The organism is Pararhizobium sp., assembly GCF_965279435.1.
In the GTDB taxonomy this organism is placed as follows: domain Bacteria; phylum Pseudomonadota; class Alphaproteobacteria; order Rhizobiales; family Rhizobiaceae; genus Pararhizobium.
Genome location: NZ_CBDIHY010000003.1, coordinates 1,263,643 through 1,278,423 on the forward strand (window position 1 = coordinate 1,263,643; position 14,781 = coordinate 1,278,423).

Here is a 14,781-nt window from a genome sequence, read left to right on the forward strand (position 1 = left end):
CATGACGCCGCAACGCAAACCGCTGGAAAAATACCGCCGGATTGTGATCAAGATCGGCTCGGCCCTGCTTGTAGACCGCAAGACCGGGTTGAAGAAGCAGTGGCTGAATGCCATGTGCGCTGATATCGCCGCACTCAGGGCCAAGGGTGTCGAGGTTCTCGTCGTCTCGTCGGGCGCCATTGCGCTTGGCCGTTCGGTGCTCGATCTCGCGCCCGGCGCGCTGAAGTTGGAAGAAAGCCAGGCAGCGGCTGCCGTTGGCCAGATTGCTCTGGCCCGTGCTTGGTCCGAAAGCCTGTCAGCCGACGAGATCGTTGCCGGCCAGATCCTTTTGACGCTTGGTGATACAGAAGAGCGGCGCCGTTACCTCAACGCCCGCGCCACCATCAGCCAGCTTTTGAAGATGCGCGCCGTTCCGATCATCAATGAGAACGACACCGTCGCCACTACGGAAATCCGCTATGGCGACAATGACCGTCTGGCCGCCCGCGTCGCCACCATGACCGGCGCCGACCTGCTCGTGCTTCTTTCCGATATCGACGGGCTTTACACCGCCCCACCGCATCTGGATCCGGATGCGCAGTTCCTTGAAACGATCGCCGAGATCACTCCAGAGATTGAGGCAATGGCCGGGGGGGCTGCATCCGAACTGTCGCGCGGCGGCATGCGAACCAAGATTGATGCCGGCAAGATTGCGACTGGCGCTGGCTGCGCCATGATCATTGCATCGGGTAAGGTTGATCATCCGCTGTCGGCAATCGATGATGGTGCCCGCTCCTCCTGGTTTGCGCCGTCCGGTTCGCCGGTGACCGCGCGCAAAACCTGGATTGCGGGGCAATTGCTGCCGGCTGGCAGCTTGGCCATCGACACCGGGGCTGAAACAGCACTTCGCTCCGGCAAGAGCCTGCTTCCGGCCGGCGTTCGCCAGGTGACCGGATCGTTCAGCCGCGGCGATACGATTGCCATCATCGGTGCGGAAGGCCGCGAAATTGCCCGCGGGCTGGCCGGTTATGATGCCGACGAAGCCCGTCAGATCACCGGCAAGAAATCGGCGGAGATTGCCGTCATTCTCGGTTACGCCGGACGCGCCGCCATGGTGCATCGCGACGATATGGTGATGACCGCGGCCGCGAAGCGGGAGACGGATGCAGTGAGGAGCGACGCTCATGCTTGACGATGCGCGAAAGAAAGAAATCCAGGAATTGATGGCGGTAATCGGCCGCCAGGCCCGCGCCGCCAGCCGGCCGCTGGCCACGGCATCCGCCGAGCGCAAGCATGCGGCCTTGATCAGCATGGCCAGCAATATTGTTGCCCATAAGGACGACATTCTCGCCGCCAATGCGCTCGATCTTGAAAATGCCCGCGAAACCGGCGTCGCCGCCTCCTTTCTCGACCGGCTGACCCTTTCGGAAAACCGCGTGCTCGACATGGCCAATGCCATCCGCGCAATCGCCGAACTGCCTGATCCCGTCGGTGATATCATTGCCGAGTGGGATCGCCCCAACGGCCTGCATATCGAACGCGTTCGCACGCCGCTTGGCGTCATCGGCGTCATCTACGAAAGCCGTCCAAACGTTACCGCCGATGCGGGCGCGCTTTGCCTCAAGGCCGGCAATACCGTCATCCTGCGCGGCGGTTCGGACAGCCTGCATTCATCGCAGGCGATCCATGCCTGCATGGTGCAAGGCTTGAAGGATGCCGGACTTCCAGTGCATGCGATCCAGATGGTGCCGGTTTCTGACCGCTCGGCCGTCGGCGCCATGCTGACCGGTCTTGGCGGCTCGATCGACGTCATCGTTCCGCGTGGCGGCAAGAGCCTTGTTGCCCGCGTCCAGAACGAGGCCCGCGTGCCGGTCTTTGCCCATCTGGAAGGCCTTTGCCACGTCTATGTCGATGCTTCCGCTGATCTGGAGATGGCGAAAAGGATCGTCGTCAACGCCAAGATGCGCCGCACCGGCATTTGTGGCTCCGCCGAAACGCTGCTGATCGACCGCAAGGCAAAGGACAAATTCGTCCTTCCGCTGATCACTGCCCTTCGTGATGCCGGCTGCGAAGTCCGCGCCAGCGAAGATATCCGCACCATGGTTCCAAGGCTGATTGCTGCCACCGAGGAAGACTGGGCAACCGAATATCTCGACGCGATCATTTCAGTGACGCTGGTCGATGGCATTGAAGGCGCAGTCGATCATATCTCGTCCTGGTCATCGGCCCACACGGAAGCCGTCATTGCCGAAGATCCGGCCGTCGTCGAACGCTTCTTCGCAGAGGTCGATTCGGCCATCCTGCTGCACAATGCCTCGACCCAGTTTGCCGATGGCGGCGAGTTCGGCATGGGCGGCGAGATCGGGATTGCCACCGGCAAGATGCACGCGCGCGGGCCGGTCGGTGTCGAGCAGCTGACCTCTTTCAAATACAGGGTGCGCGGCACCGGTCAGGTCCGGCCGTAAGGTGCAGACGGGCGACGTCGATCCGTTCTATCTGAAAATGCCCCATGTCGAGAACGGCATGACCGTCGGGTTGTTCGGCGGCTCGTTCAATCCGCCGCATGATGGTCATGTGCTTGTTGCCGATATCGCGTTGCGCCGGCTTGGGCTGGAGCAGCTCTGGTGGATGGTGACACCCGGTAATCCGCTGAAGAGCCGCAACCATCTGGCGCCGCTTGCCGAACGCATTGCGCTCAGCGAGAAAATCACCCATGACCCACGCATCAAGGTAACAGCCTTCGAGCAATCGCTCGGCCAGAGCTATACGGCGCGCACGCTGGAAAAAATCCGCGAGCGGAATCGCGGCATTCATTTCGTCTGGATCATGGGCGCCGATAATCTGAAGAATTTTCATCTCTGGCAGGACTGGCAGAAAATCGCCTGCACCTTCCCAATCGCCGTCATCGACCGTCCCGGCGATACCTTGTCCTATCTGTCCTCGAAGATGGCAAAAACCTTTGATTATGCGCGCGTTGACGAAGCACATGCGGCAAGCCTCGCTTGGCGCAAGGCCCCCGCTTGGACCTTCATTCACGGGCCTCGCTCACCGCTGAGCTCCACCGCGCTGCGGGCGAAATCTTGAGTGCATATCAGCAATGATTAACCGTCATTTATTTCTCGTGTCTTGAAACCTTAGGGTATTGGTGCCTACATTTAGAGTGCGGCTCGACCGACATTCGAATCGCATCATGCCTGTTCTGTTCACCTGGAAAGGAAAACCTCTGACAACAGTACACGCGAAGGGAAATGTCACCCGCATTTTCCCGCAAAGCCCGGAACGCAGCGACGAAGTCGCTGCCCGTGCTCTTCAGCTGGTTCTCGACAGTCTCGAGGACTCAAAGGCAGAAGATATTGTCACCATCAACATTGCCGGAAAATCGGCGCTGGGAGACTACATGGTTGTGGTCTCAGGGCGGTCGAGCAGGCATGTCATGGCGATCGCCGATCACCTGATGACCGATCTTAAGGACGGTGGCCAGGGTAATGCCCGCGTTGAAGGTCTGGAGACCGGCGACTGGGTACTGATCGACGGCGGCGACATCATCGTCCACGTATTCCGCCCGGAAATCCGCGAGTTCTACAACATCGAAAAGATGTGGGCCACGCCGGAGATGGAAGACAGTACATTGCACTAAGCGCACGGCGCCCGATTGGGCGTTGAGCGGGAAGTGACACATTTGGATCCTGCAATGGTCGTGCAGGATAGGTTGTCCGATTGCGGCCGTTTGCAAAATGAAGTCCAGCACCAGCGTTCCGCTGGGCCGATAGGGATGTGCCTCTCGCCGCAGATAAAACGGCGATGCTCTGACTGGCATAGTGAAATTAGGGAAATGATATGCGGGTTGGCCTCTTTGCCGTCGGGCGCCTCAAGGCTGGCCCGGAAAAGGATCTTGCGGCCCGTTATCTCGACCGCTTCGCCAAGGCCGGTCCTGCAATCGGCCTGGAGCTTTCGCGCATTGCCGAAGTCCCCGAAAGCCGGGGATCGAGCGCCGATACGCGTAAGCGCGAAGAGGCTGCCCAACTTGAAAAATCACTATCGGACGCCAGCCTTCTCATCCTGCTCGACGAACGCGGCAAGGCGCTCGATTCCGAAGGTTTTGCATCCCTCATTGGTTCGTTCCGCGATAGCGGCAAGCGGGACCTGACGATTGCAATTGGTGGCGCCGATGGGCTCGATCCCGCCCTTCACGCTAAGGCTGATGCTGTCATTTGCCTCGGCAAGATGACATGGCCGCATCAGCTGGTGCGTATCCTGATCGCGGAGCAGCTTTACCGCGCCGTCACCATCCTTTCAGGCCATCCCTATCACCGGGTTTGACGAATGCGGTGTGCCGCCATCCGTATGCCGCAATTGCCACGAATGGCTGTTGGCTGAAATAGCCAAATCAGCGTAGGGTTTTTTGCTTACAGAGACGGCTGACAGCGAATGGCGGAATGACGACAGATGCGGCAAAGCAGGCACGGGAAGAGCAGCCGGGAGACGCCGGATGGCTCTGCTTCCGCATGGGCCTTCTGGCAGCCACTCTCCTCTTCGCCACCGTCGCGCCCGCTCAAACTCCAGAAATACCGGATCAGAGCCCGCAGGCAGCCTCTGGGCAGGCTCCGACGCAAGCCGATCCCGCTGCGGAACTTGCCGTCAAACGCGATAGCACCCGCAGCGAACTGGAAGCCCTGTCAAAAACCATCACCGTGTCCAACGATCGTGCCGCGCAATTGCAGGCGGGGATCGCCGAACTTGAGAAAACCAGTGAATCGCTGCGGACGGCGCTTGTCGATTCGGCTGGCAAACGCAAGGCGCTGGAACAGCAGATCATCGACGGTGAAGACAAACTGACCACCCTGCGAACCAAGGAGGACGCCGTTCATGCCTCCCTGCGCGCCCGGCGCAGTGTGCTGGCCGAGGTTTTGGCAGCGCTGCAGCGGATGGGCCGCAATCCACCGCCGGCGCTGCTCGTCACGCCGGAAGATGCGCTCGCCTCCGTGCGCAGCGCCATTCTGCTCGGCGCTGTCGTTCCTGGTATCCGTCACGAGACGGAAAATCTTGCAGCTGACCTCAAGGCGCTCGCCGGTGTTCGCAAGGAAATCGTTACTCAGAAACAGGCGCTTGGCGACGACATGACGGCAAGGCTCGAGGAAGAGCGACGCATGAACATGCTGATCGTTGAAAAACAGAAACTCAAACAGCGCAGCGCCACCGAACTCGCCTCCGAACGCCGCAAGGCCGAACAGCTTGCAACGCAGGCAACCAGTCTTGAGGGGCTGATCGGCTCGATCGAGAGCGAGATCACCTCTGCACGCGATGCAGCCGCCGCCGCCAAGGCCGAAGAGGAAAACCGCCGGCTGATGTCGGAGGCTCAGCGCAACGAGGCCCGTGAGCTGGCAAACAGCACGACGCCCGACAAAAACCGTATTGCGCCTGCATATGCGTTTTCGGACTTGCAGAAAAAGCTCGCGCTTCCGGTTGCCGGATCGATCCTGCGCAAATTCGGCGATGCCGACGGCACGGGGCATTCGCTTCAGGGCATCATGCTCGAGACCAATGCAGGGGCTTTGGTGACGGCGCCATCGGATGGCTGGATCGTTTTTGCCGGTACGTTTCGCAGCTACGGCCAGATGATCATCCTCAATCCCGGCGACGGCTATCACGTTGTTCTCTCAGGTTTGGAAGGCGTGACGGTACAGCAGGGCCAATTCGTCGTCGCCGGTGAACCGCTCGGTACGATGGGTAACAAAAGAGTGGCGAGTGCCACTGCATTGGCGCTGGAAACAGAACGCCCGACGCTTTACATTGAATTCAGGAAAGACGGAAAACCGGTTGATTCCCGACCATGGTGGACCGCAGCAGACACCGGAAAGGCACGCAATGATTCGTAGAACGTCACTTGTTCTGGTCGGGGCACTCATGGGTGCAGCGGCTACGGGCGTTGTATATTCCTCCATCGTCCCGGCCGTCGCGGCTAACCCGTCGACCTATCGCGAACTGTCGATTTTCGGCGATGTTTTCGAGCGTGTGCGTGCGCAGTACGTAACGCCGCCGCAGGACGACAAGCTGATCGAGAATGCCATCAACGGCATGCTCTCGTCGCTGGATCCGCATTCGAGCTACATGAATTCGACGGATGCCGAAGACATGCGCACCCAAACCAAGGGTGAGTTCGGTGGTCTCGGCATCGAAGTCACCATGGAAGACGATCTCGTCAAGGTGACGAGCCCGATCGACGATACACCCGCTGCCAAGGCTGGCGTTCTCGCCGGTGACTTCATTTCGAAGATCGATGACGTTGACGTGCGCGGCCTCAAGCTTGAGGAAGCGGTCGACAAGATGCGCGGCGCGGTCGGCAAGTCGATCAAGCTGACCATCCTGCGCAAGGGTGCCGAAAAGCCGATCGACATCACGATCGTTCGCGACATCATCGCCGTTCGCGCCGTCAAGTTCCGTACGGAAGACGATGTCGGTTATGTCCGGGTCATTTCCTTCACGGAAAAGACCTATGACGACCTGAAGAACGCGATCGAAAAGATCAAGGCTCAGGTTCCGGCTGACAAGCTCAAGGGCTATGTACTCGACCTGCGCCTCAACCCGGGTGGTCTGCTCGACCAAGCAATCAACGTCTCCGACGCCTTCCTGGAACGTGGCGAAGTGGTCTCCACGCGTGGCCGCAATCCTGACGAGACGCGCCGTTTCAACGCGACACCAGGCGATCTGACCGACGGCAAACCGGTCATCGTGCTCGTCAACGGCGGTTCGGCTTCGGCATCGGAAATCGTTGCCGGCGCCCTGCAGGATCTGAAGCGCGCCACCGTTCTCGGCACGCGTTCGTTCGGCAAGGGTTCGGTTCAGACGATCATCCCGCTCGGCGAAGCCGGCGCGTTGCGTCTGACCACCGCGCTCTATTACACGCCATCGGGCAAGTCGATCCAGGGCACCGGCATCTCGCCAGACATCAAGGTCGAACAGCCGCTGCCGCCGGAACTGCTCGGCAAGGTCGAAACGACGAGCGAGTCCAGCCTGCGTGGTCATATCAAGGGCCAAAGCGAAAATGACGAGGGCTCCGGCTCGGTCGCTTATGTCCCGCCGGAAACCAAGGACGACCTGCAGCTGAACTACGCGCTTGACCTTCTGCGCGGCAAGAAGACGGACCCCGCCTTCCCGGCCAATCCGGAAAAAGCCGAACTGAAGCCGTAACATCCGCTGAAAATGCGGATCACCTGATACTCTTCGCCGCCTGGCCATAGCCGGGCGGCGGTTTCGATTCTTAAGGGAATGCCTTTTCCTGAGGCTTCCGCCATCGCAACTCAGATCGATAGAGGCCCTCTTGGGAACAGATCTCAACGCTCCTCTTGGTCAAAACCGCAAGACGCGCCCCTCAAAAGCTGAGAAATCCCGCCTGACATTCGGCCGCCTTTCGCTTGGAATTTGCGCCCTGGCGCTGATCAGCATTTCAGCCTGGGCCGTTCTGAAACCGACCGGCCTGATCCTGCCGCCGGAACCCCAGAGCGTGGCGGATGCTACCCAGCCAGGCGAAAAGCCGGCGGCAGAACCCAACACCACCCAGCTCAAGCAGCAGAAGACAAGCGGTGCCCTTTCCGGTGCCCATGTCGAGGAAACGCTGACCGACAACGGTTCCATCGTCACCAAGTTCTCGCCCAAACAGCGCGACGGCGACGGTCCCGCCTTCATCGAAGTCGGCCGTACCAAGGGGCAGGACCCTCGGCTGGCGACTTTCCCGAATGACGACCTATTGGAAGACAGCCCGGAGGGACGACTGCCGATCACCGGTCCTGAGGGTCTGCGGCCGATGGATCAGTACGCACGCCCATGGTCCGGTGCACGCGGCGTCCGTATTGCCATCGTTGTTGGCGGCCTCGGGCTTAGTCAGACGGGCACGCAGAATGCGCTGCGTCAGCTTTCCCCCGATGTCACCATGGCCTTTGCCGCGACGGGCAACAGCCTGCAACGCTGGATGCAGGAGGCACGCCGCACCGGTCACGAAATCCTTTTGCAGGTTCCATTCGAACCTTTCGATTATCCGGATAACAATCCCGGCCCGCACACGCTGCGCGTCGGGCTGGATGCGAAGAAGAATTTGTCCGAATTGCATTATTCGCTCGCCCAGATCACCAACTATACCGGCATCATGAATTTCCTCGGTGGCCGTTTTCTCTCGGACGCTGACGCGCTGGAGCCAGTGATGCGCGATATCGGCAAGCGCGGGCTGCTCTTCCTCGACGATGCGACTTCGGCACAGACGCTGACGGGAACGCTGGCCGGGACAATCGGCGTACCCCATGGATTCGCCGACATGGTCGTCGATGACCAGATCGACCGCACGGCGATCCTGAAGAAACTCGACGAACTGGAGCGCATTGCCAGACGCAATGGCGGTGCCATCGGCGTCGCTTCGGCCTTCGATGAAAGCGTCGCAGCCATTTCCCAGTGGATGGACGAGGCGGGTACACGCGGGATCGAATTTGTCGGCGTTTCGGCGCTCGTCAAAGATCCGCAACAGCAATAGCGTATTCGATTGAGCCACGCGGACTCTTTGATCCAGCGTGGAAGGCAGACAGGCAAGGGGCGTGAGTATGAGCAAGGACAAATCAAAACCGGTAAAGGCCGACGATCTGCCTTATCGCCCCTGCGTCGGCATCATGGTGCTTAACCGGGAAGGGCTGGTCTGGGCCGGGCGGCGTATTCCGGTCGGCAATTCCGAATATGACGGATCCGGGCAGCTCTGGCAGATGCCGCAAGGCGGCATCGACAAGGGTGAGGATCCGCTGAAAGCAGCCTATCGCGAACTCCATGAAGAAACTGGCATGACCACCGTCTCGCTGCTTGCCGAGGCCCCGGAGTGGATCAACTATGATCTGCCTGCACACCTGATCGGCATCGGCCTCAAGGGCAAATATCGCGGCCAGACCCAACGCTGGTTCGCCTTCCGCTTTGAAGGCGCCGAATCCGAAATCGCCATCAACCCTCCACCGGGCGGCCACGAACCCGAATTCGACGAATGGGCCTGGAAGCCGATGCAGACTTTGCCGGACCTGATCGTGACGTTCAAACGCGGAGTCTACGAGGATGTCGTGGCGGCGTTCGGGCATCTCTCAAACACGCCATCCTCGCCGTAAGGATCATTATTTCTCCGGTTCAGGTTTGAAAATAGCCGTCCCGGTCAAGATCGGAAATGAGCCCTGGCTGTTTGGGATGCCACCCAAGTAGTTCCTGCGTTTTGGCACTCGATGCTTTGTTGTCGATACCAGCGAAATGCGAGAACCAGCCGAAGTGTGTAGCCGCCGCCTCGGGTGATTTTCCAAAGACCGGGAGGCCAAGCCGGTGGCCAATGATCTCGGCAATATCCCGGAACGGGATGCCGTCTTCGGCCACCCCATGATAACGGGCGCCTGCAGTCCCTTTCTCCAGCACAAGCCGGTAGAGTTGGGCTGCATCCAGACGGTGCACCGCAGGCCAGTGGTTTTCCCCTTCGCCAATATAGGCCGAAACACCTTTTTCACGCGCGATACCGATCAGGAGAGGGACGAAACCGTGATCGCCATCGCCGTGAACGGATGGAGGAAGGCGCACCACGCACACGCGCACGCCTGACGACACCAAGGACAGGGCTGTCTGTTCGGAAACGCGCGGAACTACTGAGCCGGGCACTGTGTCCTCAGTTGCCAGCGCGCCCGGAGTTAGCAGACCCGTCCCCGAGGTGACGATCAAAGGGCGATTGCTGCCAGCCAGCGCGGATCCCAGTGCTTCAATCGCGCGCCGGTCGATCTCGCAGCTCTCCTTGAATTTCGAGAAATCATGGATGAAGCCCGTATGGATGACCGCATCTGCAGCGTCCACTCCGCGACGCAGGCTGTCCAGATCTTCAAGATGGCCGCGATGCACCGCAGCGCCAGCGGCTGCAAGAAAAGCCGCAGCCGCATCGGAACGGGCAAGCCCTGTGACCTGATGGCCGCTACGGATGAGTTCCGCAACGACTGCCGAACCGACAAAGCCGGTGGCACCGGTGACAAAGACGTGCATGGCAATTCTCCCTGGCTTCTCTCGCGGCAACGGCCGTGTCCCAGCCGCGCTGACGACAATGCTAGATCATTGATAAAATACGATCCATGCTGTAGCGTCTGCAATATCTTTGCGATCGTCCCGGAATAGATGATGGATCCGCTCTCCAATGTGCTGTCGCTGCTGAAACCGCGCAACTACATGTCGGCCGGCTTTGAAGCGGCGGGCGAATGGTCGATACAGTTTCCAGACCAGCAGGACGGCATCAAATGTGGTGCGGTGATATCCGGCCAGTACTGGCTGTCGGTGGAGGGCGTTGCGGGTTCAGTGCAGCTGAAAACGGGAGACGGCTTTCTCCTGCCAAGCGGACGGCCATTCCGCATCGCAAGCGACATGGGCTTGATGCCGGTTGATGCATCCACCGTTTTTGCCGCCGTTCGCAAGGGCGGGATCGTCTCCTACAATGGTGGCAGCGATTTTTCGCTGGTCAGCAGCCGTTTTGCGCTCGCCAGCAACCATGCCGCTATCCTGCTCCGAATGCTGCCGCCGATCATTCACATTCGCGACGAGGAGGGCAGGGCGACACTGCGCTGGTCGGTGGAACGGATGATGCAGGAATTGCGCACGCAGCAACCGGGCGGCTTTCTCATCATCCAGCACCTCGCCCATATGATGCTGGTACAAGCCCTCCGCCTGCATCTGGCAGAGGCGTCGAAAAGCAGCGTCGGCTGGCTCTTCGCCCTAGCAGACAAGCAGATGAACACCGCGATGAACCTGATGCACGACAATCCGGCGCATCGCTGGACGCTGCAGCAACTGGCCGAACAAGCCGGCATGTCACGATCGGCCTTTGCCCTAAAATTCAAGGAGACCGTCGGCACGTCGCCGATGGAATATCTGGCGCATTGGCGCATGGCGCTGGCGGGCGACAGGTTGGAAAACTCCAGGGATCCCATTTCGGTGATAGCTCCATCGCTCGGATACGAATCGGAAGCAGCCTTCAGCACAGCCTTCAAAAGGGTCATGGGCTGTTCGCCACGCGACTATGGTCGGCGGACAAGCGCATCATTGCCCCCACAAATTGAAGCGAACAGCACGAGCGACCTGTCAGGGCTGAAACAGGCAAAAGCCCATGCCTGACGCCACGGGCAATGATCATCCCGAAGTCCGAAAGTCGGTTGCGATCTTGCTCCAAATAAACGTCAACGCCCGCCCCGGAAATCCAGGGCGGGCGCTTTCCTAGGCTCTCATCTCAACTTCAGATGAAGGCGAAATCGCTCGTCGAGAGCGTCTTAACGTTCTGCAGGATAGCGACAAGCTCCAGGTCGGCCTCCGTGCCCTTGCCGTCGGCATCGAACCACAGGCGGCCGTTGTCACTTTCGAACAGGAAGCTGCCCTTTGTACTGGTTGCTACCGGATCAGCGCCGACGACGAGTGTCACTGCCGTGTCTCCCACTGCGATGCCGTAGTCACTCTTGTCGATCACCAGCTTGTCCTGGCCGCGGGTAAAGTCGGTGACGACGTCACCTTCTCCGTCACGTCCGGCGCTGTCGAAGACGAACTTGTCGTTACCCGTGCCTCCCGTCAGCCAGTCGTCTCCAGCACCACCAACAAGCGTGTCGTTACCACCACGCCCATCAAGCACGTCGTCAGACTGCTCTCCGTAGAAGATATTGGCGGAGGCATCACCACGGATGTCATCGTCGGCATAGCTGCCTTCAATAATCTCGACATTCTTGACCGTCAAGCCGAGCGCGAGGCCCTTGTTGTTGGCCTGGGTCATCAAATCAAGCACGACAGATGTTGCGCCCTCCCGGAACGACAAAGTATCGGTACCTGAGCCGCCATCGAAGACATCCTTGCCCCCCGCACCTGCGCTCGTCGCGTCCGAACGGATGAGCAAATCATTTCCCGCGTCGCCAAAGAGCTGGTCGCTTCCAGCGCCATCTTCCAGGGTATCATTTCCGGCTCCACCCCTGAGGATATCATTGCCGGCGCGACCATCGAGGCTATCGGCGAGAATACCGCCAGTAACCGTGTCCTTGCCCTTGCTGCCGATATAGTCGAGTGCCTCAAAGGCGGCAAACGACGTTGTTGCATCGACATTGACCGTGCCTGTAGAGAAGGTGAAAGCAATGTCCTTGGTCTGCTCCGAGACATTTAGAACGGTCCGGTCTGTGCCTGTACCACCATTTGCACGGTCGCCGATCCCCATATGGACCAGGTCGTTACCATCCTCGGCATAGATCACGTCCCTGCCGCCGGTCAGCGTTTTACCGTCACCATAGATCGTGTCGTTGCCGATACCACCCCTGAGCGTATCATTGCCGAGACCACCATTAATGATGTCATTACCGCCACCGCCGGTCAGCACATCGTTGCCGTTGCCGCCGCCCAGATCGTCGCTTAGGCCGCCGCCGGTGAAGACGTCGTTGCCGCTGCCACCGACAAGCGCCACCCGTTCGACATTCTTGACCGTTACCGGAGCATTGGTCGCAGTGACGCTGGCCGCCAGCTTGAAGGTGATTCCCGCCGTGTATTTGCTGAAATCGATAGAAGCGAAGTCCGTGCCCGTCCCGCCGTCCAGCAAGAGTTTGCCGGTCGATGCAGTGCGATAAAAGCTGTCATCACCGGTTCCCATGTCAACAGTGTTATGACCGACGGCGCCACCGCTATAAGCATCACCGACGCGGATGGTGTCGGAACCTTCGCCGGACTTGATGACGTTGGTACCACCATTGTCATTGATCCGGTCCGACCCAGCCCCCGACGTCAGTGTATCGTTGCCATTGCCGCCATCGAGTTCATCCGAGCCGTTGGTGCCGATCAGCGTGTCGTTGCCGTCGTAACCGTAGAAGGTGACGCTCTGCGCCGCGCCGACTGATTTAACGATATCGTTGCCCTTTCCGAACGACACGGAGTAGTGCTCGAAATTCTTCAAGCTGGTGCCGTCCGTCAATGTTGCTGTGGTGCCAGTGACGGAGAAGGTCTGGCTTGCGGTCAATGACCGGCGATCGACGGCGACCTCGTCTGTCCCTATCCCGCCATCTGCGGTGTCTGCGCCGCCATCGCCGAGATCGACTTTATCATTGCCGGCACCGCCATAGACTGTATCCTTGCCAAGACCTCCATCCAGAATGTCATTGCCGTCAGCGCCGTTGATCCAGTCATTGCCGTCTCCCGAGAGAACGACGTCATTTCCGCTACCGGTTGTAATTTTGTTGGCGCCGGTGCCGGTCGCATAGATCGTATAGTGATCCATGCCCGTGAAGGTCGTGCCACCTGCCAGCGTGTTGACTTCGGTCGCCGCTTTGGCAGTGAAATTTCCGGTGAAATTGCTCAGGATCAGGCGATCGCTGCCACCGGCATCAGTGATGGTATCCTTACCTTCACCGTAATAGTAACCGATCGTATCGTTGCCGGTACCACCGTCGATGATATCGTCTCCCAAGCCTCCGTCGATCGAGTCATCACCGAGCTCCCCCTTCAGCGTGTCATTCCCCGAATCGCCCGAGATGGAGTCATTACCGGTACCGCCGTAGATTGTGTCAGCGCCGGCGCCGCCGCTCAGCGTATCAAAACTGTCGCCGCCATAGAGCCGGTCATTTCCGTCACCACCGGAGAGGTAATCAAAGCCCTGATCACCATAGAGAATATCATTTCCGGCATCGCCAGACAGAAAATCAAAACCACGCCCGCCATACAAGACATCGTTGCCGTCGCCGCCTTGCAGGATATCACTGCCTCGCCCACCGGACAGGGTGTCGTTACCTGCACCACCGTCAAACATGTCGGAATAATTTCCGCCGGTGATCGTGTCAGCGAATGTACTACCGGTGATTACGAACGATTCAACATTGCTTGCCTGGATACCGCCTGTCAGCGTCTGTGGGGTGATCCAGTCCTTGATCACGATGTTGAGCTTTGCGGCCGATGAGGAATAATCGACCATCAAACGGTCGGTACCGGAACCGCCATTGGCAACATCGCCTGCTGCCGTTTCCAGTGTTCCGGCGATAATGGTGTCTCGGCCGCTGCCGCCATTGAGCTTGTCTTTACCGATGCCACCATCGATAGTGTCGTCGCCGCTATTGCCGTTCAGCGTGTCGTCGCCGGCCTCGCCCTGCAGGTTATCCCGTTGAAACGACCCATCTGCCGTATCGTTGCCCTCCCCGGCAAAGATGTAATCGCTACCCATTCCGCCGTTGATCTTGTCGGTCCCGGCGAGGGCCATGATGAAATCGCCGTCGATATCGTTGCCGAGCAATATGTCATTGCCCACAGTCCCTGTAATAGTCGCCATTTTCGTCTCCGATTGAGGTTTGAATGCGTATCTATTTAGCAGTCCACCGGACACGGGAGTGCTGGCTATTATTCAGCCGTAGTGGATGAATATCCGCCGATAGATACTTTAAATAAATCTAATATTCAGATTGTCTAATGATATTCTGTCTGACGCCTCCATCCCGTAAAACAACACGTCCAGACGTTGCTTTAATGGAAGCCACTGTTGCTTGATGCAACGCCCGGTCACTGCAGGTATAGGCACAGGCGCAATGCCGTTATGTTCCCAGGGAAACAGACGAAACTGCATGAACGGGGAGCGGAAGGAAGGGAGAGTACGTGCAAGACGCTGTCAGGAAGCGTGGCGACGTTTACGTCATCCGAAGGGGGTGTGCGGAACAATAGCCCGCATCAACGGAGGGATTTCAGATGAGCCGGAAGCGCCTGTAAAGTGCAATGATATCCGGTACATGGATATCGCGTGTGGTTCTCGTTGGTGTTAAAAAT

Annotated in this window: 12 protein-coding genes; 10 read left to right on the forward strand and 2 right to left on the reverse strand. The window is 59.1% G+C overall.

Features of this window, described 5'->3' with window-relative positions:
* The first annotated feature begins 1 nt into the window (after nucleotide 1).
* The 9 genes from proB to ACQY8Q_RS11695 all read left to right on the forward strand — a co-directional run bounded on the left by proB (nucleotide 2) and on the right by ACQY8Q_RS11695 (nucleotide 9,107).
* Nucleotides 2-1,171, forward strand: a complete 1,170-nt coding sequence (gene proB / locus ACQY8Q_RS11655) for a glutamate 5-kinase (protein ID WP_428426727.1) — start codon at nucleotides 2-4, stop codon at nucleotides 1,169-1,171.
* Entirely contained in the window at nucleotides 1,164-2,444 is a 1,281-nt protein-coding gene (locus ACQY8Q_RS11660; protein ID WP_428426728.1) for a glutamate-5-semialdehyde dehydrogenase, read from the forward strand. Before proB ends, ACQY8Q_RS11660 begins: the two co-directional genes overlap by 8 nt.
* A 37-nt stretch (nucleotides 2,445-2,481) precedes the next feature.
* The gene (locus tag ACQY8Q_RS11665; RefSeq protein WP_428429755.1) at nucleotides 2,482-3,063 is read left to right on the forward strand and encodes a nicotinate-nucleotide adenylyltransferase; all 582 of its coding nucleotides are present in this window, start codon (nucleotides 2,482-2,484) and stop codon (nucleotides 3,061-3,063) included.
* Between the two features lie 106 nt (nucleotides 3,064-3,169).
* Complete coding sequence (gene rsfS / locus ACQY8Q_RS11670) at nucleotides 3,170-3,616, forward strand: ribosome silencing factor (RefSeq protein ID WP_428426729.1); 447 nt, start codon at nucleotides 3,170-3,172, stop codon at nucleotides 3,614-3,616.
* A gap of 200 nt (nucleotides 3,617-3,816) precedes the next feature.
* Nucleotides 3,817-4,299: a 23S rRNA (pseudouridine(1915)-N(3))-methyltransferase RlmH gene (gene rlmH / locus ACQY8Q_RS11675; protein WP_428426730.1), complete on the forward strand. Its 483-nt coding sequence runs from the start codon at nucleotides 3,817-3,819 to the stop codon at nucleotides 4,297-4,299.
* Nucleotides 4,300-4,415: 116 nt separating this feature from the next.
* Entirely contained in the window at nucleotides 4,416-5,855 is a 1,440-nt protein-coding gene (locus tag ACQY8Q_RS11680) for a murein hydrolase activator EnvC family protein (RefSeq protein ID WP_428426731.1), read from the forward strand.
* The gene (locus ACQY8Q_RS11685) at nucleotides 5,845-7,167 is read left to right on the forward strand and encodes a S41 family peptidase (protein WP_113247123.1); all 1,323 of its coding nucleotides are present in this window, start codon (nucleotides 5,845-5,847) and stop codon (nucleotides 7,165-7,167) included. Before ACQY8Q_RS11680 ends, ACQY8Q_RS11685 begins: the two co-directional genes overlap by 11 nt.
* Before the next feature lie 130 nt (nucleotides 7,168-7,297).
* Entirely contained in the window at nucleotides 7,298-8,497 is a 1,200-nt protein-coding gene (locus ACQY8Q_RS11690; protein ID WP_428426732.1) for a divergent polysaccharide deacetylase family protein, read from the forward strand.
* Nucleotides 8,498-8,564: 67 nt separating this feature from the next.
* Nucleotides 8,565-9,107 (forward strand): RNA pyrophosphohydrolase, encoded by a 543-nt coding sequence (locus tag ACQY8Q_RS11695; RefSeq protein ID WP_428426733.1) that lies wholly within the window; start codon nucleotides 8,565-8,567, stop codon nucleotides 9,105-9,107.
* Between the two features lie 19 nt (nucleotides 9,108-9,126).
* Here ACQY8Q_RS11695 and ACQY8Q_RS11700 read toward each other — a convergent pair whose 3' ends face one another.
* Entirely contained in the window at nucleotides 9,127-10,011 is an 885-nt protein-coding gene (locus ACQY8Q_RS11700) for an SDR family oxidoreductase (RefSeq protein ID WP_428426734.1), read from the reverse strand.
* Between the two features lie 132 nt (nucleotides 10,012-10,143).
* Between ACQY8Q_RS11700 and ACQY8Q_RS11705 the strand changes: the two genes are divergently transcribed.
* Nucleotides 10,144-11,130 carry an AraC family transcriptional regulator gene (locus ACQY8Q_RS11705; protein WP_428426735.1) on the forward strand — a complete coding sequence of 329 codons (987 nt, stop codon included), beginning with the start codon at nucleotides 10,144-10,146 and terminating at the stop codon, nucleotides 11,128-11,130.
* 118 nt (nucleotides 11,131-11,248) lie between these two features.
* On the opposite strand, the gene ACQY8Q_RS11710 is transcribed toward ACQY8Q_RS11705, so the two are convergent.
* A complete protein-coding gene (locus ACQY8Q_RS11710) occupies nucleotides 11,249-14,293 on the reverse strand; it encodes a calcium-binding protein (RefSeq protein ID WP_428426736.1) in 3,045 nt (1,014 codons plus the stop codon).
* Nucleotides 14,294-14,781 lie beyond the last annotated feature (488 nt).